This is a genomic window from Terriglobus sp., assembly GCF_965201105.1.
GTDB lineage: Bacteria > Acidobacteriota > Terriglobia > Terriglobales > Acidobacteriaceae > Terriglobus.
In genome coordinates this window covers 2,904,221-2,919,647 of the sequence record NZ_OZ241741.1, presented here as the reverse complement: position 1 = coordinate 2,919,647, position 15,427 = coordinate 2,904,221, and the positions used below count along the sequence as shown (strand labels likewise).

General features: G+C 61.7%; 17 protein-coding genes and 1 other RNA gene. 14 read left to right on the top strand and 4 right to left on the bottom strand.

All coding sequences use genetic code 11. The annotated features are described in order from the left end of the window. Nucleotide 1: 1 nt before the first annotated feature. The 6 genes from ACOFKT_RS12810 to ACOFKT_RS12785 are packed head-to-tail and all read left to right on the top strand — an operon-like array spanning nt 2 to nt 4,779. Complete coding sequence (locus ACOFKT_RS12810; protein ID WP_419804369.1) at nt 2–1,207, top strand: alpha/beta hydrolase family protein; 1,206 nt, start codon at nt 2–4, stop codon at nt 1,205–1,207. A 34-nt stretch (nt 1,208–1,241) separates the two neighbouring features. Further along, the gene (glyA, locus tag ACOFKT_RS12805; RefSeq protein ID WP_419804368.1) at nt 1,242–2,540 is read left to right on the top strand and encodes a serine hydroxymethyltransferase; all 1,299 of its coding nucleotides are present in this window, start codon (nt 1,242–1,244) and stop codon (nt 2,538–2,540) included. 44 nt (nt 2,541–2,584) lie between these two features. After that, on the top strand, nt 2,585–2,851 hold the full coding sequence (locus ACOFKT_RS12800; protein ID WP_419804367.1) for a UPF0175 family protein: 267 nt from the start codon (nt 2,585–2,587) through the stop codon (nt 2,849–2,851). A gap of 6 nt (nt 2,852–2,857) precedes the next feature. Continuing rightward, the gene (locus ACOFKT_RS12795; RefSeq protein ID WP_419804366.1) at nt 2,858–3,166 is read left to right on the top strand and encodes a hypothetical protein; all 309 of its coding nucleotides are present in this window, start codon (nt 2,858–2,860) and stop codon (nt 3,164–3,166) included. A gap of 12 nt (nt 3,167–3,178) precedes the next feature. Next, nucleotides 3,179–3,325 (top strand): DUF3368 domain-containing protein, encoded by a 147-nt coding sequence (locus ACOFKT_RS12790; protein ID WP_419807166.1) that lies wholly within the window; start codon nt 3,179–3,181, stop codon nt 3,323–3,325. A gap of 41 nt (nt 3,326–3,366) precedes the next feature. Beyond that, a complete protein-coding gene (locus tag ACOFKT_RS12785; RefSeq protein WP_419804365.1) occupies nt 3,367–4,779 on the top strand; it encodes a mercuric reductase in 1,413 nt (470 codons plus the stop codon). Here ACOFKT_RS12785 and ACOFKT_RS12780 read toward each other — a convergent pair. Next, nucleotides 4,751–5,110, bottom strand: coding sequence for a hypothetical protein (locus ACOFKT_RS12780; protein WP_419804364.1), 360 nt, complete (start codon nt 5,108–5,110; stop codon nt 4,751–4,753). The two genes, ACOFKT_RS12785 and ACOFKT_RS12780, sit on opposite strands and share 29 nt — an antisense overlap. A gap of 308 nt (nt 5,111–5,418) precedes the next feature. On the opposite strand from ACOFKT_RS12780, the gene ACOFKT_RS12775 reads away from it, so the two are divergent. After that, nucleotides 5,419–6,402, top strand: coding sequence for an SPFH domain-containing protein (locus ACOFKT_RS12775; RefSeq protein WP_419804363.1), 984 nt, complete (start codon nt 5,419–5,421; stop codon nt 6,400–6,402). A gap of 102 nt (nt 6,403–6,504) precedes the next feature. Next, complete coding sequence (locus tag ACOFKT_RS12770; protein WP_419804362.1) at nt 6,505–7,005, top strand: DUF4126 domain-containing protein; 501 nt, start codon at nt 6,505–6,507, stop codon at nt 7,003–7,005. A gap of 24 nt (nt 7,006–7,029) precedes the next feature. Here the strand turns inward: ACOFKT_RS12770 and rnpB are convergent. From rnpB to ACOFKT_RS12755, 3 genes are all read right to left on the bottom strand, one after another. Then, nucleotides 7,030–7,445: RNase P RNA component class A (rnpB, locus tag ACOFKT_RS12765), an RNA gene on the bottom strand. A gap of 98 nt (nt 7,446–7,543) precedes the next feature. Beyond that, nucleotides 7,544–7,801 (bottom strand): hypothetical protein, encoded by a 258-nt coding sequence (locus ACOFKT_RS12760; protein WP_419804361.1) that lies wholly within the window; start codon nt 7,799–7,801, stop codon nt 7,544–7,546. A 13-nt stretch (nt 7,802–7,814) separates the two neighbouring features. Then, complete coding sequence (locus ACOFKT_RS12755) at nt 7,815–8,903, bottom strand: MBL fold metallo-hydrolase (protein ID WP_419804360.1); 1,089 nt, start codon at nt 8,901–8,903, stop codon at nt 7,815–7,817. Nucleotides 8,904–9,002: 99 nt separating this feature from the next. On the opposite strand from ACOFKT_RS12755, the gene ACOFKT_RS12750 reads away from it, so the two are divergent. From ACOFKT_RS12750 to ACOFKT_RS12725, 6 genes are all read left to right on the top strand, one after another. Beyond that, nucleotides 9,003–10,226 carry an ABC transporter permease gene (locus ACOFKT_RS12750; RefSeq protein WP_419804359.1) on the top strand — a complete coding sequence of 408 codons (1,224 nt, stop codon included), beginning with the start codon at nt 9,003–9,005 and terminating at the stop codon, nt 10,224–10,226. Between the two features lie 36 nt (nt 10,227–10,262). Next, nucleotides 10,263–11,522, top strand: coding sequence for an ABC transporter permease (locus ACOFKT_RS12745; protein ID WP_419804358.1), 1,260 nt, complete (start codon nt 10,263–10,265; stop codon nt 11,520–11,522). A gap of 250 nt (nt 11,523–11,772) precedes the next feature. Continuing rightward, nucleotides 11,773–12,222 carry a hypothetical protein gene (locus tag ACOFKT_RS12740; protein ID WP_419804357.1) on the top strand — a complete coding sequence of 150 codons (450 nt, stop codon included), beginning with the start codon at nt 11,773–11,775 and terminating at the stop codon, nt 12,220–12,222. Between the two features lie 60 nt (nt 12,223–12,282). Then, on the top strand, nt 12,283–12,906 hold the full coding sequence (locus ACOFKT_RS12735) for a thiamine phosphate synthase (RefSeq protein ID WP_419804356.1): 624 nt from the start codon (nt 12,283–12,285) through the stop codon (nt 12,904–12,906). Nucleotides 12,907–13,192: 286 nt separating this feature from the next. Continuing rightward, the gene (locus ACOFKT_RS12730; protein ID WP_419804355.1) at nt 13,193–13,864 is read left to right on the top strand and encodes an OmpH family outer membrane protein; all 672 of its coding nucleotides are present in this window, start codon (nt 13,193–13,195) and stop codon (nt 13,862–13,864) included. A 355-nt stretch (nt 13,865–14,219) separates the two neighbouring features. Then, nucleotides 14,220–15,395, top strand: a complete 1,176-nt coding sequence (locus tag ACOFKT_RS12725) for a serine hydrolase domain-containing protein (protein ID WP_419804354.1) — start codon at nt 14,220–14,222, stop codon at nt 15,393–15,395. The last annotated feature ends 32 nt before the right edge of the window (nt 15,396–15,427 follow it).

Here is a 15,427-nt window from a genome sequence, read left to right as displayed (position 1 = left end):
CATGTTGTTCAAGTGGTACGCGGACTGGATGATCCGCTGGGAAACCGCGCTGACCACGCGGGACACGAATCGGATTGTGCGTCCGCTGGAGTGGGGCTTCGACTGGCTCGCTGGCTTCAGCCCCCTGGCCGCGGAGTGGGCGGCAAAGGCCGAGAGCAGCTACAGCGCGCAGGAAGCGACGCGCGCCATGGCGGAGGTGAATGACGAGATCGTCGCCAGGGCCAACGATTTTTACGGTTACACCATGCCTGCGGACTTCCGCCTGGAAGAGCGATTTCCTGAGCTTTACCCGACCAATGTTCGCCCGGAAACGCTCGAGCAGGACCGCTGGTACAAGGAGCAGGCCACCGGCGGCAACCTGCCTAAGGCGCAGTTTCTGCGTTTCACTTCGCCGGTGCGAACGAAGTATGCAGAAAACGACGTCGTCAACGCCCGCTGGTATCCTGAGGCCCCGCACGCGGTACCGAACCGTGCCAAGCAGGCGATCATCGTCATGCCGCAGTGGAACGCCGATGCTTTCAGCCACAACGCGCTGTGCGACATCTTCAACAAATTCGGCATCGGCGCGCTGCGCCTGTCGAAGCCGTACCACGACATACGGCGCCCGGCCGAGCTGGAGCGCAGCGATTACGCTGTCAGCAGCAATGTGGGCCGCACCATCATGGCCGCGCGGCAGGCCGTTGTCGATGTGCGCAGCTGCATCGACTGGCTCGCCTCGCAGGGCTACGAGCAGTTCGGGGTGCTGGGCACCAGCCTGGGCAGTTGCTACGCATTTCTGGCGGCGGCATTCGATCCACGCATCCAGGTCTGCGCCTTCAACCATGCCAGCACGTGGTTCGGCGACGTGGTCTGGACCGGCCAGAGCACGCGGCACGTGCGCGAATCGTTTGAGAGCAAAGGCATCACGCAGGACGAGGTGCGGTCCATCTTCGCCGGCATCAGCCCGATGAGCGTGATGGACCGGTTCGCGGCGGAGCGCACACGCCGTACGCTGGTTATTCATGCGACCTGGGATCTGACGTTTCTGCGGCAGTTCTCCTTGGATGTTCTGCGCAACCTGCGCGATCGCCGCGTGCAACTGGTCAGCCGCGTGTTGCCCTGCGGTCACTACACCACCGGCGAAACTCCGTACAAGTACCTGGACGGCTGGTACATGGGGCAGTTTGTCTGGAGCGCTTACCGCCGGATGCGCCTGGATAACGCCTGAGCCGCGCGGCCGCGCACAGTGAGAGAATGGCGGCATGGCCATCGACCTGAACGCGCCTCTTGCAACCGTAGATCCGGAGATTGCCGCACAAATCGCACTGGAGGCTCGCCGCCAGCACGACGGGCTCGAGATGATCGCGAGCGAAAACTTTGTCTCACGCGCGGTGCTTGAGGCGGCAGGTACGGTTTTCACCAACAAGTACGCCGAGGGCTACCCCGGCAAGCGATATTACGGCGGCTGCGAGTACGCCGACGTGGTCGAGAACATCGCGCGCGACCGCGCGAAACAGATCTTCGGTGCCGAGCACGCCAACGTGCAGCCGCACTCTGGGTCGCAGGCCAACGCCGCCGTGTACATGTCGCTGATCAACCCCGGCGACACGCTGCTGGGCCTGGACCTTGCCCACGGCGGCCACCTGACCCACGGACACAAGCTGAACTTCAGCGGCAAGCTGTACCGCATCGTCGGCTACCAGGTGCGGCGGGACACCGAAACGCTCGACTACGACGCCCTGGAAGAGCTGGCGAAGCGCGAGCGGCCAAAGGTCATCGTGGGGGGCGGCAGTGCCTATCCACGCTTCTGGAATTTCGCCCGCATGCGAGAGATCGCCGATGCGGTGGGCGCCTACCTGTTCATTGACATGGCGCACTTCGCCGGTCTGGTCGCCGGTGGCGTGCATCCCTCGCCCGTGCCGCACGCGCATATGGTCACGACCACCACACACAAGACACTGCGTGGTCCGCGCTCCGGCCTGGCTATGTGCAAGCAGGAGTTCGCCGCCGCGCTCGACCGATCTGTCTTTCCCGGCCAGCAGGGCGGTCCGCTGGTGCATGTGATCGCGGCCAAGGCGGTCGCGTTTAAAGAGGCTCTGCAGCCCGAGTTCGCCACCTACGCGGCGCAGATCGTCCGCAACGCTCGTGCGCTCGCCGTGGCGCTGCAGGCCGAGGGCTACCGCGTCATCTCCGGCGGTACGGACACGCACCTGCTGCTGATCGACACCTTTGCCAAAGGGATCCTCGGCTCCGAGGCCGAAGCGGCGCTGGGAGCCGCGGGCATCACGGTCAACAAGAACGCGATTCCGTTTGATCCCAATCCGCCGCTCAAACCCAGCGGCGTCCGCTTCGGCACGCCCGCGCTGACCACCCGCGGCATGCGCGAGCCGGAGATGCGGCAGATCGCCAAGTGGATCGCCACCGCCCTGGAACACCGCGGCGACCCAGCGAAGCTCCGAAACATCCGCGGCGAAATCACCGATCTCGCCGAAGCCTTTCCGCTCTACGGCTGGCTGCGCGAAGGGGTCGCCGAGCAGGAATCGGAACCGGCGCTCGCGTAAATGCGAGGTGCAATCACGGCATATGCCTCTGTTACCCTCTTGCCATGCAGGTAATGGTCGATTTGCCGGATGATCTAGCAACTCATGCCGACCCCGCGCGCGAAGCTCTGGAGGCCATCGCGATCGCTGGGTTCCAATCGGAGGCTTTGTCCCACTTTCAGGCAAGTCAGCTTTTAGGCATGTCTCGCTTCGAGTTCGACGGGTTCTTGAACTCGCGACATATCGAGGACCACGCCTATGGCGTTGAGGACCTCGAACAAGACCTGCAGACGATCGAACGATTGACCGGGCGGAAACCTCGCGGCCTGTGATTGTTGTTGGCGGATACTTCTCCGCTCAACTACCTGATTCAGATTCAGAGCATCGATGTGCTGCATCTCCTGTACGGAGAAGTTCTGATACCTGCCGCAGTGCTGGATGAATTGGGCAGAGGACCCGAATCCGTTCGGGCCTGGTCCGCTAATTTGCCACCATGGGTAGGCGTGCGCTCGGTCGATGCTGTCTCGCCCGCCATCTCCATATCTATGGGCCGTGGTGAACGTGAGGCCATCCATCTTGCAAAGGTCGTTGACGCCGAATTAATACTCATCGACGAGCAACAAGGACGCCTCGAAGCAGAACGGTAGGGACTTCAAGCAATAGGGATCATCGGTGTGCTGTTGCAGGCGGATGACCTTGGTTTGCTGGACAGTAGAGCCCCGTTACGTCGCTTGCTGAACACGAACTTCCGCTTGTCTCGCGACCTGCGTAAGCGTGTGCTCGAGAGAGTACAGTCGCGCACCTGATGCCGAACGACGACTCCCTATAGTCTTTAATCAGAGGCAGCATGGCAGACGAGCAGTTCGACGCAATCGTGATTGGGACAGGGCAGGGCGGCAATCCGCTCGTCAGGGCGATGGCAAAAGCCGGCTGGCGCGTCGCCGCGGTGGAGCGCCGCTATGTCGGCGGCACCTGCGTGAACGACGGATGTTCGCCTTCGAAGACCATCGATGCCAGTGCAAAGGTGGCTTACCTGGCCCGGCGCGGTGCAGACTTCGGCGTCCGAACCGGACCGATCACAATCGACATGCACACCGTCTGGCAGCGCAAGCAGAAGATCGTTATTGACTCGCGCGACGCGAATGCGGAGTCGCTGCGCAAGATCGCTACGCTGCTGATGGGTGAGGCAAGCTTCGCGGCGGAGCAGCCGGGCGGCGGCTCGTTTGCAGTCGAAGTTCGCATGAACGAGGACGGCACCGTGCGCCACCTCACCGCGCCGCGCGTCTTCTTGAACACCGGCGAACGTCCGCACCCACCGCAACTGGACGGCCTGGACAGCGTGCCCTACCTGGACAGCACCAGCATCATGGAATTGCAGCAGGTCCCGGAGCACCTGGTCATTCTCGGCGCCGGATATATCGCGCTTGAGTTCGCGCAGATGATGCTCCGCTTCGGTGCGAAAGTCACAGTGCTGGAGCGCGGCGAGCGCATCGCCTCGCACGAGGATGACGACGTGGCCGCCTGTGTCCGCGAAATCCTGGAGCACGATGGCATCCGCATCCTCACCTGCACCTCGGTCGAGCGCGTTAGCGGCACCGCTGGCACTCTGACACTGGACTTGACCACGGCGGAAGGAAAGCAGCAGGTCACCGGCTCGCACCTGCTCGTCGCGACCGGCCGCACGCCGAATGTGGAGGCGCTCCACCTTGATCGGGTCCGCCTAGAGCAGGACAAGAGCGGCCATATCCGGGTCAACGATCGCTTGGAAACGAACGTGCCGGGCATCTGGGCCATTGGCGACGTGAAGGGCGGCCCCGCGTTCACTCACATCAGCTACGACGATTTCCGCGTGCTGCGCGCCAACCTGCTGGAAGGTGGCAATGCGTCCATCGCTGGCCGCCGGACCAACTACACCATGTTCACCGACCCGGAGCTGGGCCGCATCGGCCTTTCCGAGAAGGACGCGGCACAGCAGGGCCGCACGGTGCGCGTGGCGGCGATTCCCGCTGCGAAGATCGCGCGCCTCGACGAGATGGACCAGACCGCCGGCATGCTGAAGGCGGTCGTGGATGCGGAAAGCGGGCAGATTCTTGGAGGCGTGGCGTTGACCGAGTCCGGCGGCGAACTGGCTGCGCAACTGGAGCTTGCGATGATGGGCGGCCTTCCCTACACAGCACTTCGCGACGCCATTTTCGCGCATCCTATCCGGGCCGAGGCCTGGAATAATCTGTTCACCAGCTTCCGTGACGGTCAGCCCTAAGCGCCGTTCCATCTCTGCGCATTGCCGCGAACGCATCTTCAAGGGTGGTAAAGGAAGTGACCTGCGCCTGCGACCGGATGTCGTCGCTCCAGGTCAGGTGGACGATGGCGAAACGGCCGTCGGGGAACTCAGCAAGAACGTCATCGTCCGCGTCGCTCCGCGCAATCAGGTGCCCGGCAGCGGTTATCGCCGATCGAGCCATCTCCAGTTCGTAGCGGTACTGCAAGGCGGTGTGCTCCTCACCTTGCAGAGTTCGCCATGCCTCAGACAAACTCAGCGGCACTCCGGGCTGGCTCACCTGTAGTTGCACCAGAGCTGACTTACTCTCCACTTATAAGATTGTACGCCGTTATAGCCGCAAGTCCATACCACTTTCGACCGATGGAGTAAGTGCTGCCGCAGCGGTATTCTAATGATGTTGAAGGCCACGTAAGTAAGCGGCCAGGCGACGCGCGATGCAGTACCGCAGAATCTTGTTGACGCTTCTGGTTGCTGTCCTTGGTTACAAGTTGATGGCGACCGCGTTACCTCTGATGAACAAACCGAGCGACGCGGCCCTCTACGGGGGCGCAGCCCTGCTTGTCTTCTCGCTGGTAGGAACATTCACAGTAGTACGGCTCTTATGGAGAAAGAGCTAACATGAGCATCTTTGGTGAGGTCATTCCTGTAAACAGCAACAACAGCGGCGATCCTTCGGCGAACATTCGTCGGCTCGGCAAGTATGCCGGCCTGGGTCTTCTGGCGATCCTTGCTGTTTCGATCTTTTTCAATTATCTCCTGTCCGTCACGCGGATCGACGCGGGGCACGCGGGCATCGAAATCGTCTTGAGTGGTTCGCAGCGCGGCGCCTCGGAGATCCCGATCCGCACCGGTTGGGTCTTCTACTCGCCACTCCGTTCGCAGATCATCGAGTTTCCCACTTACGTGCAAACGGTCAAGTGGACCCGCAGCACCGATGAGGGGAGCCCAACGAACGAAGAGATGAGCTTCAACTCGAAGGAAGGCATGGAGATCGATACGGATATAAGTCTGAGTTACTCGATTGCCGCGGCCCGCGTGCCGGACTTCTATGTGAAATACCGCGTGAGCGACCTAAGTCAGTTCACGCACGGTATTCTGCGCGACATTGTACGGAACTCGCTCAACCAGGTCGCTTCCACTTACACCGTGGAGCAGATTTACGGTGAGCAGAAATCCGAGTTCCTGGCGCGAACGCAGCGCCTGATTCAGGACCAACTCGATCCCGTCGGTGTGCAACTGCAGCAGTTCGGTCTGATCGGCGCGCCCCGCGTGCCCCAGGTGATCGCAACTGCAATCACGGCCAAGGCGCAGGCCATTCAGGATGCCGAGCGCGCCCGCAACGAACTCGCGCGGACGCAGGCGGAGGCCGCCAAGCAAATCGCCGAGGCGGACGGTCAGGCGAAGAGCAGCGTAACCCGCGCGCAAGGTGAGGCGGAGGCCAACCGCATCCGCCAGACCAGCATCACGCCGCAGCTGCTGGAATTGCGCCGGTTAGAAAATCAGCGTGCGCTGATCGACCGGTGGAACGGCCAGCTGCCCTCGGTTGAGACCGGCGGCGCAAACGGCATGATGCTGCAACTGCCATCGCCGACGACACGATAGAAGCGCGAATCGACAGCGAACAGGGGAGCGGAATGCTCCCCGTTCGTCTTTGCAGCAGGTTTTTGCATCCGGCAGGCCAGGTCGTGTCATCCTAGCTGCCGTATGGGTTACGTGCTGGTTCTGATCTTGGGCATCCTGACGGGCTTGCGGACAATGACGCCGATCGCGGTGCTGTGCTGGTTCGCGTACCTGCCGGGAGCAATTCCTGGCGAAAAGGTTTTGATGCTGACCGGCTGGCGCCACTTCGCGTCTTACCTGGTTTCGCCGATTGTGTTCTCGCTGGCTGCGCTCGGTGAGTTCATCGGGGACAAGCTGCCGAAAACGCCCAGTCGCACCTCGGCGATCGGCTTGACCGGGCGCATCCTGTTCGGCGTGTTCATCGGCGTGCTGATCGCGCCGCGCGTGGGCGGCCATCACTATCTGAAAGGGATCACCGGCGGCATTGGCGCCGTGCTGGGCACCTATGGCGGCTGGTGGCTGCGCACCCGGCTCGCGGCGCTGGTCGGCAAGGACTGGCCCATCGCCAACCTGGAAGACTGGTTCACGATCGCAGCCAGCATCATGGTGCTGAACGTCATCACCCATTCCGATTTCTTTCGCTGAGCCAGCCCGAGGAGCGGCTTGGAATGAGCAGGCGGGCCTGTAAGCCGGATTTTGTCAACGAACGGTCATTCCTCTAGGCGCCGCATTGCTGCGGACACTCATCAGCGACCTACCCGCGAGTTTGGCGCACCGGGCCGATGCGCATCACGTTCATGGATTGCGCCGCGAACGATCTTCCCGCCTATTTGGTCTTGCTCCGTGTGGGGTTTACCATGCCGCCTGCATTACTGCCGGCGCGGTGCGCTCTTACCGCACCTTTTCACCCTTACCCTGGCCGCACTTGCGCGCGAACGGGGCGGTATCGTCTCTGTGGCACTGGCCGTCGATGCGCCTTGACGCGCACCTCCCGGGCGTTACCCGGCACACTGCCCCGCGGAGTCCGGACTTTCCTCCCCTGCGTACCGCAAGCGGCACACAGCAGCGACCGTTTAGCCCGCCTGCTCACTCCGAGTATATGGGAGGGAGCCGTGGCCTACAGGCCATGGAGAGAGAGCCCCAATATGAAAGGGCCTTTAGCCCGGCCAAGTGCGCACTGCGGCTAATAGTTGCCGCGAAAGCCAGCTTCGCGCAGCTGCAGTCGTGTCACCGTGGCCTGAATGCCATCCAGCGGAAACGTCGTCCAGTGCCCGATGCCGGCGCGCTCCACCGCTTTCAGCGCCTCGCCTTCGCTGCGTACGCGCATGCGATGCACATGCTCCATGCTGAACTGCTGCTGGCCACCGGGCACGGGCTCGGCATCTAGGAACAACCCCGAACCGAGCCGGCGAAATTGGAAGTGAACGAGCGTGGTTTCCATAAAAAGCGCCGGTCTAGTCCCTCGCCAATGCCGCAGCGGCGGTGCTGCCCTTTTCCTTGACGCCGTGGGTGGCGGGCTGGTCCGCGGGCACCGACAGGTAGCGCCGCCACCAGAGCGAGTTGGCGGCTTCGGCTGTGACTTCCGTCGGCGCTCCCGGCTCTGGCAGGAATACCGGAAGACCAGCATCGGCGGCGACCTCCGTAAATCTCTCCGGTGGCTGATACCAGGGGTGAAATGCCAGGTTGAACAGGCCCCAATGGATCGGCATCACGACGCGCGCGCGCAACTCCTGTGCGGCCTTCAGGGCATTATCAGGCCCCAGGTGGATCTCGTGCCACAGCGGGTCGAACGCTCCAATCTCCAGCGTCGCCAGGTCGAACGGCCCAAACTGTTCGCCGATCTCCTGAAAGCCTTTCCAGTAGCCCGAGTCCGCCCCGTGGTACACGTTGTGCTTCGACGTGCGCAGCACAAACGAGGACCAGAGCGTGCCGAAACGCTTGAAGCTGCGTCCACTGAAGTGCCGGGCGGGCAGCGCGACAATCTCCAGCGGCGTCGCACTGCCAGACGGCACGGTGAAGCTGTCCATCCAATTCATCGGGTGCACGCGACCGGCACCCTCGCCCCAGCGCTTCAGGTGCGTTTCCACGCCCATGGAACAAACGTAGAGCGGCTTGCGTTTATCCAGTTGTTGCAGTGCCGCGGAGTCGAGATGGTCGTAATGGTCGTGTGTCAGCAGCACCGCATCGATCGGCGGAAGCTCGTCGATCGAGAGCGGCGCAGGGTAAAAGCGCTTCGGTCCGGCCCACTGCACCATGCTGGCGCGCTCGCCGAAGACAGGATCGATCAGCAACGTCGTTCCGTCGATCTCCACCAGCAGCGACGAATGCCCGATCAGCGTCACGCGCAACCCCGAAGCAGGAGGATGCTGAAAATCCGAAAGGTCGGTCCGGAACGGCCCCAACTGCCGCCGTGGGATACGTTCCTCCTTGCCAAAGAGCAGCTTGTGAAAGATGCTCGGCATCTGGCGAGCCGGAACCATTTCCGTCGGCACCGGATTCTGAAACTTTCCATCCCGGCATTGTGCCGGCTTCAGCAATGACATCGCGTCTCTTTCCGTAAGGGTTCCTGCGAACAAAGATGCGAAACAAAGCCGCTGCGATGCGGCGTCCGCACAGAGTAGTCTTCAACAAAGAGGCAAGGGATGGGTTGGCAGGAAGGTTTAAAGCTGGCGATGCAGTCGCTATGGGCGAATAAGCTGCGCACGCTGCTCACTTTGCTGGGTGTGGTCATTGGCGTAGCCGCCGTGATCGCCGTGGTCACGCTGGTCAACGGCGCCAATGCCTTTGTCGCCACACGGGTCAATCGGTATGGTGCCGACGTGATGACCATCTCCAAAGAGCCCGGCTTCAACTCCGACTACAACCTGCACCTGCAGTATCTGAAGCGCAAAAACATTGATCTGGAACAGTACCGCTATGTGAGCGACCAATGCCACAGTTGTGACGGCATGGGCGCGCAGCAGGCCACGCGCGGCAAGATCGTAGTCGGCAAGCAGTCAAGTACCGACACCACCATCCGTGGCAATACATGGATGCTGCCCACACTGCAAAACCAAACCATAGTGGAGGGCCGCGGCTTCACGCCGTCCGACGACGACCACGCCTCCCACGTCGCGCTGATCGGCTCCGACATCCAGGAAAATCTGCTGGGCGGCGAAGATCCCATTGGCAAGGAGATCCGGGTCGATGGCGTGCCCTATACCGTGATCGGCCTGGGTGAAAAGCAGGGCAAGTCGCTCGGCCAGAGCCAGGACAATTGGGTCACCTTGCCGCTCAGCACCTATCAGAAGACTTACGGCACCGCGAAGACCGTCACGCTCTACGTCAAGGCAGGCGGCGGCAAAAACGGCCTGGAGCGCACAGAGGACGAGGTCCGTGTGCTGATGCGCGCCGCGCGCCACGACCGCCCGGGCCAGGAAGACACCTTCACCATCGAAACCAGCGATACTTTCATTCAGCTTTGGAAGAGCATCAGCTCCGGCTTTGAAGCGGTCGCGGTCGCCATTGCCGCCATCTCGCTGGTGGTCGGCGGCATCGTCATCATGAACATCATGCTAGTCAGCGTGACCGAGCGCACGCGCGAGATCGGCGTTCGCAAAGCCTTGGGCGCGCGCCGCCGCGACGTGCTGATGCAGTTCCTTATGGAAAGCGCCACCATGGCGCTGGTCGGCGGCGTTCTCGGCGTCATCGGCGGTGCTGTTGTTGCACAGGGTGTCACGGTGCTGCTCGGCTTTCCATCGTCCTTTGCCGTGTGGAGCGCGATCGCCGGCATGCTTGTCGCCACCAGTGTCGGCATCTTTTTCGGCGTCTACCCTGCACGGAAAGCCGCCATGCTCGACCCAATCGATGCGCTTCGCGCGGATTAGCTCTGTCCGGCGGCAACCGCTCCGGAGAAGGACACGATGAGCCTGAAATCGACTCTTACCCAGCTACGCGAACCGGTCGCCATGGCGATGGACCAACTGCGCGCCAACAAGCTGCGCAGCGGCCTCACGATCCTCGGCATCGTCATCGGTGTCACCACCGTCATCACCATTTCGTCGGTGATCAACGGACTCAACAACAACGTGAGCGAGATGGTTTCGTCCATGGGCACCAACGTGATCTGGATCTTCCGCTTCCCGGTCATCGGTGTTCGTCCGACCACGGAGATGCTCACGCGCAAGCAACTGACCTTTGACGATGCCATCGCGCTCAAGACCTTGCCGCACGTCGTCGGCGTGGTGCCCTCATTGCGGTACCAGAATTTCGATTGGGGCAGTGGCAACGTGGTCGCCAAGTACGGCAAGAACAAGAGCGAGAACGTTTCGTTGGAGGGCACGAGCGCCGACAACCCGGACGTGTACGATCTGACCCTGACCCAAGGCCGTTACTTCTCGCAACGCGAGGAGGACCATGCGGATAATGTTGTCGTCCTTGGCCACGATACTGCGGAGGATCTCTTCGGCGACGAGAGCGCCATTGGCAAAGAGATCAACGCGAACGGCAGCTTTTACACCGTCATCGGTGTGCAGGACAAAGTGAAATCTGCCTTTGGCGGTGGCAAGAACGCCGAAGACAACATCCTGCACATGCCCATCAGCACCTTCAAAAAGGTCCACCCTGAACAGCTCGATTACTGGATCTCCGCCAAGTTCGACGACCAGAAGAACAAGGGCATCGTCGAAGACGAAATTCGCGAGATGCTGCGCCGCCGCCGCAAGGTCAAGAACGATGCGGACGACAACTTCGCTATTTTCGGGGCCGATTCCATCACGCGCCTTTGGAGCCAGATCACCGGCAGCCTTTTCCTGCTTATGTTCGGCCTTAGCGCGGTCGGCCTGCTGGTGGGTGGGGTCGGCGTCATGAACATCATGCTGGTCAGCGTAACGGAACGCACCCGCGAGATCGGCGTGCGAAAAGCCATCGGCGCCAACCGACGCACCATCTTGCTGCAGTTCACGCTGGAGGCGATGACGCTGTGCGCACTGGGCGGTCTCATCGGTGTGCTCTTCGGCTCGGGCTTCGGGCTCCTGCTCAAATTTGTGCTGTCGTCGTCGGTTTCCCTGATGTGGGTCGTTGCCGCGTTCGTCATCTCGTGCAGCATCGGCCTTGTCTTCGGCATTTACCCCGCATACAAAGCGGCCAGCCTGAACCCGATCGAGGCACTCCGCTACGAGTGAGTCTCCAGCCATGCGGGCTCGTCGATTCTGTGGAACCAAAGCTTTCACGCTGTCGTACTCTATCGCGGGACATATCGAGAGGATGCCGATGTTCGGAATCAGCAACATGCGCTGGATCGCAACCGGAGCTTTGCTCACCTTGCTCGCAATTACTGGTTGCCACATCTCCTCGCGTGGCAAAGACGGCAAAGAAGATGTGGACATACGTACACCACTCGGCGCCCTTGCCGTAAAGACGGACCCCGCTGCCGTGCTCGGCAAAATCGGTCTGCCGCCCTACCCTGGCGCGGTGTCCGACAATAACTCCGGCACCGACAAGGACTCTGCTGATGTCAACCTGTCCTTTGGTAGTTTCCGCCTGCGCGTGCTCGCGCTCGGCTTTGAAACGCCGGACGACCGCTCCAAGGTGGAAGACTTTTATCGCAAAGCGCTCGGACAATACAGCGACGTGATCGCTTGTCAGGAAGAATCTTCGGTCGGCCAGCCAGCCAAGACCGGCCTCGGCCTCACCTGCAAAGGGGACCGCCACGTCCACACCGACCTGCACGACGACGGCGCAAAGAAAAGCGGCGAACAGGACCTGACGCTGAAAGCCGGCTCGCCCTCGCGCCAGCACATGGTCACCTTGCGCGCGCTGCAGAACGGCACGCATTTCAGCCTGGTCGCGCTGGACTTGCCGGATGAGCACAATTCCAAGTAGCCCTTCGATGTCGGCGTTCCCGAGCCATTACGCCGAGATGGACCGTCCGATCGTAAGCTGGTGCCGCAGACAAACAACGAGCCAGCCCTGATGCTGCGATACGCCATCTCTGACCGTCGTCTCTTCCCCGGCGGCGAGCAGGAGCGCAAAGAGCGGCTCATCCTGCAAGCCGTCGCCCTCGCGTACGAAGGTGTCGACTTCTTCCAGCTTCGCGAGAAAGATCTCGATGATGCCGCGCTATTCGCACTCACCACGGCCGTGCGCGACGCGGTGCACGCCACCGGCACAGTCATGCAGGTCGTGCTCAACGGCCCACGGCAACTCAGTACACGCGCCGGGGTAGGCTGGCACTGCACCGCTGGATTGTTGGAGCAACCGTCTGACAGCACCCATTGCGTGAGCTGCTCTGTACACACGCTCGACGAAGTCGAACAGCAACGCACGCGCGCCTCGCTGCTGCTGTTCGCTCCCGTCTTTGATAAAACCGTAGCGAGTCAGCCGGTTCAGCCCGGCGCCGGTCTGGAAGCTCTGGCGAGGGCGGTCGAACGCGCGCGTGGAACTCCGGTGCTCGCGCTGGGCGGCGTTACGCTTCAGAACGCGCCGCTGTGCCTGGCGTCGGGCGCAGCCGGCGTTGCGGGCATCCGCCTATTTCTCCGGGCGTCGCGTTCCCAGCACTCCGTCTAGCTTTGCCGCTCTGATGCTTTTCGCATCCTGCGCATCCATCACAGGCCCTTTTCACAGGCGTGCCGCAAACTCGTTCTTTTTTGAGCACGACTCCTGACCGGTAGCAGCGCCAGTGTTTGACCCTGTTTCCGCGGCGGTCGTATACTTTTGCTAGTTTTGCGCGGAGTCGTGCGCCCGGCGATCGGGTTCAGCAACGCCAAACCCAGGCAAGCAGGCCGCAGCACACGCGCTGCGCGGCGCCTATTTTCATACCCAGCACGGATCTCCAAGGAGCTTTCCCATCCGCATGAATCGTATTGCTACCGTGTCGACGCTCGCCGTCGCAGTTGCTTCACTTGGCTTCTCCACCGCTCTGTTCGCACAGGCATCACCCCAGCCGGCTGCTGCGGCAGCAGTGAAACCCGAAGCGATCCCCGCAAAAATCGCGCTGATCAGCTTTGAGCAGGCGGTCTTTGCCACCAACGAGGGCCAAAAAGCTGTCAACGATCTTTCCGCGAAGTACCAACCGCAGAAAACGAAGATCGATGGCGAGGCTCAGGAAGTGCAGAGCCTCAAAGACCAGCTCCAGAAACAGCCCAATCTCAGCGATGCGGAAAAAGCCACCCGCGTCCGTAACATTGACACCAAAGAGAAGCAGTTGCAGCGCGACGGCGAGGACGCCAGCGCCGCGTACCAGCAGGAGCTGCAGGAGGTCTACGGTCGCATCGCGCAAAAGGTGAATGGTACCCTGCAGACCTATGCCAACCAGAACGGCTTCACGCTGACCCTGGATGTGAGTGGGCAAAGCAGCAACATCCTGCAGGCCGACCCACGTACCGACATTACCCGTGCAGTCATCGATGCCTACAACACGTCGTCGGGCGTTCCGGCGCAGCCGGCCGGTGCGTCAGCCCCATCTGCTCCGGCTTCGCGTACCGCGCCACGCGCCACACCCCGCACAACGCCCGCGCCACGCTAATACAACAGGCGTTGTTCCCGTCGAATACACGTATTTCTTACCAGAGCACGTCTGATTTCCGTCAGACGTGCTCTTTTCGTGCTGTGGAAAAAATTGTGGAAGGAACTTCCCCGGCATCGCGACTAACACCTCACACGTCAGCAGAATTGCATCGTGAACGCAGCATGAAAGGACGTAAGTAGCTGTGCTGCAAACACTTATGCTGTGCAGAGAACGTGGCCTGCTCAGCTTGCTCTCCGCTTGGGTACTCCGGCCGGCATCAGCGTTTTGCACAGAACTCACAATTCATCCTCATAATTCTGACGGTCTGCGCAGGCGCCGTTCTCTGGTTTGTGCTTGCCAGATCGGCGTCGCCATGGGATTCGCGATCTCATTGGCCTGCGTCATGGCAGCGCAGAAGGCGCCGCCTCGGGTGAGTGTCGCCCAGCTGCTGGCGCAGGACCTGACCTGGACACAGCAGCAACGCGAGACGCGCTTTGCCCACATGGACACAGTTTTTCCGGTCAACCGGATTCGTCACGGGCCAGCGCTAGCGCTAACGCAAGGCGACCCGTTACCAGTGCGGCTTCCCTCAGGAGAATCGGTCGACGCGTTCATGCAGCGCGACCGCCTTGCGGGCGTGCTTGTGATGCAACACGGCCGCATCCGGTTCGAGCGGTACGCGCTTGGCGCAAGCCCGAAAACGACATGGACCTCGTTTTCCATGACGAAATCCGTTACGGCAACGCTGGTCGGCTATGCGATTCGCGATGGTCTGATTCAGAGTGCGGACGACAAGGTCACCCGCTACATCCCAGAACTTGCCGGCTCGGCTTACGACGGTGTCACGGTGCAGCAGCTTGCGGACATGACGAGCGGCGTTCGGTGGGTTGAGGATTACTCGGCGCCTGACAGTGACAACGTGAAGCTGTACGAGGCGACGGCGCCAAAAGGGCGCGATCTAGTCGTCGAGTACATGCGCAAATTGCCCCGCGAGGCGGCACCCGGAACGAAGTTCGTATACAAGACGGGCGAAACCGATCTGCTTGGAGTCTTGGTGCGGCGCGCGGTCGGTACGTCGTTGAGCACGTATACGGAGCGGACGCTTTGGCGGGAAATGGGTGCGGCGTCTGACGCTTTTTGGATCGCCGACGACGGAAAGGAGTTCGGCGGCTCCGGATTGAGCGCGACGCTGCAGGATTTCGGGCGACTTGGCGAGTTTGTCAGGGCTCATCGCGCCAATGGCTCGCCGCTTGGGCTCTGGCTGGCAGCGGCGACGCGGGGCGAGGCGGATGGTGGGCGGTATGGCCTGGGTTGGTGGACTTTTCCTGATCTGGGTCGTACTCAGGCTGATCCTTCGGGTGATGAAAGCTTCGCGGCGCTGGGGATCTTCGGCCAATCAATCCTGGTGGATCCAAAGCGCGAGCTGGTCATTGTGACACTTGGTGCGTGGCCGCAGGCGACAAATCCCGGGCTGGTTGCGGATCGGGCGGCGCTTTGGGATGCAGTTCGGCGCGGGATCGACGCGTCCTCCCCTGATCCGGTTCGCTAGCGATCCTCCCAGCTTCGCTTCGCAGCGGCACA

Bases quoted from the DNA above. Each gene is read 5' to 3' on its own strand.
- ACOFKT_RS12755 (WP_419804360.1), bottom strand. From the start codon at position 8,903: ATGTCATTGCTGAAGCCGGCACAATGCCGGGATGGAAAGTTTCAGAAT.
- ACOFKT_RS12745 (WP_419804358.1), top strand. From the start codon at position 10,263: ATGAGCCTGAAATCGACTCTTACCCAGCTACGCGAACCGGTCGCCATG.
- ACOFKT_RS12725 (WP_419804354.1), top strand. From the start codon at position 14,220: ATGGGATTCGCGATCTCATTGGCCTGCGTCATGGCAGCGCAGAAGGCG.
- ACOFKT_RS12770 (WP_419804362.1), top strand. From the start codon at position 6,505: ATGGGTTACGTGCTGGTTCTGATCTTGGGCATCCTGACGGGCTTGCGG.
- glyA (WP_419804368.1), top strand. From the start codon at position 1,242: ATGGCCATCGACCTGAACGCGCCTCTTGCAACCGTAGATCCGGAGATT.
- ACOFKT_RS12800 (WP_419804367.1), top strand. From the start codon at position 2,585: ATGCAGGTAATGGTCGATTTGCCGGATGATCTAGCAACTCATGCCGAC.
- ACOFKT_RS12760 (WP_419804361.1), bottom strand. From the start codon at position 7,801: ATGGAAACCACGCTCGTTCACTTCCAATTTCGCCGGCTCGGTTCGGGG.
- ACOFKT_RS12785 (WP_419804365.1), top strand. From the start codon at position 3,367: ATGGCAGACGAGCAGTTCGACGCAATCGTGATTGGGACAGGGCAGGGC.
- ACOFKT_RS12730 (WP_419804355.1), top strand. From the start codon at position 13,193: ATGAATCGTATTGCTACCGTGTCGACGCTCGCCGTCGCAGTTGCTTCA.
- ACOFKT_RS12810 (WP_419804369.1), top strand. From the start codon at position 2: ATGTTGTTCAAGTGGTACGCGGACTGGATGATCCGCTGGGAAACCGCG.
- ACOFKT_RS12750 (WP_419804359.1), top strand. From the start codon at position 9,003: ATGGGTTGGCAGGAAGGTTTAAAGCTGGCGATGCAGTCGCTATGGGCG.
- ACOFKT_RS12775 (WP_419804363.1), top strand. From the start codon at position 5,419: ATGAGCATCTTTGGTGAGGTCATTCCTGTAAACAGCAACAACAGCGGC.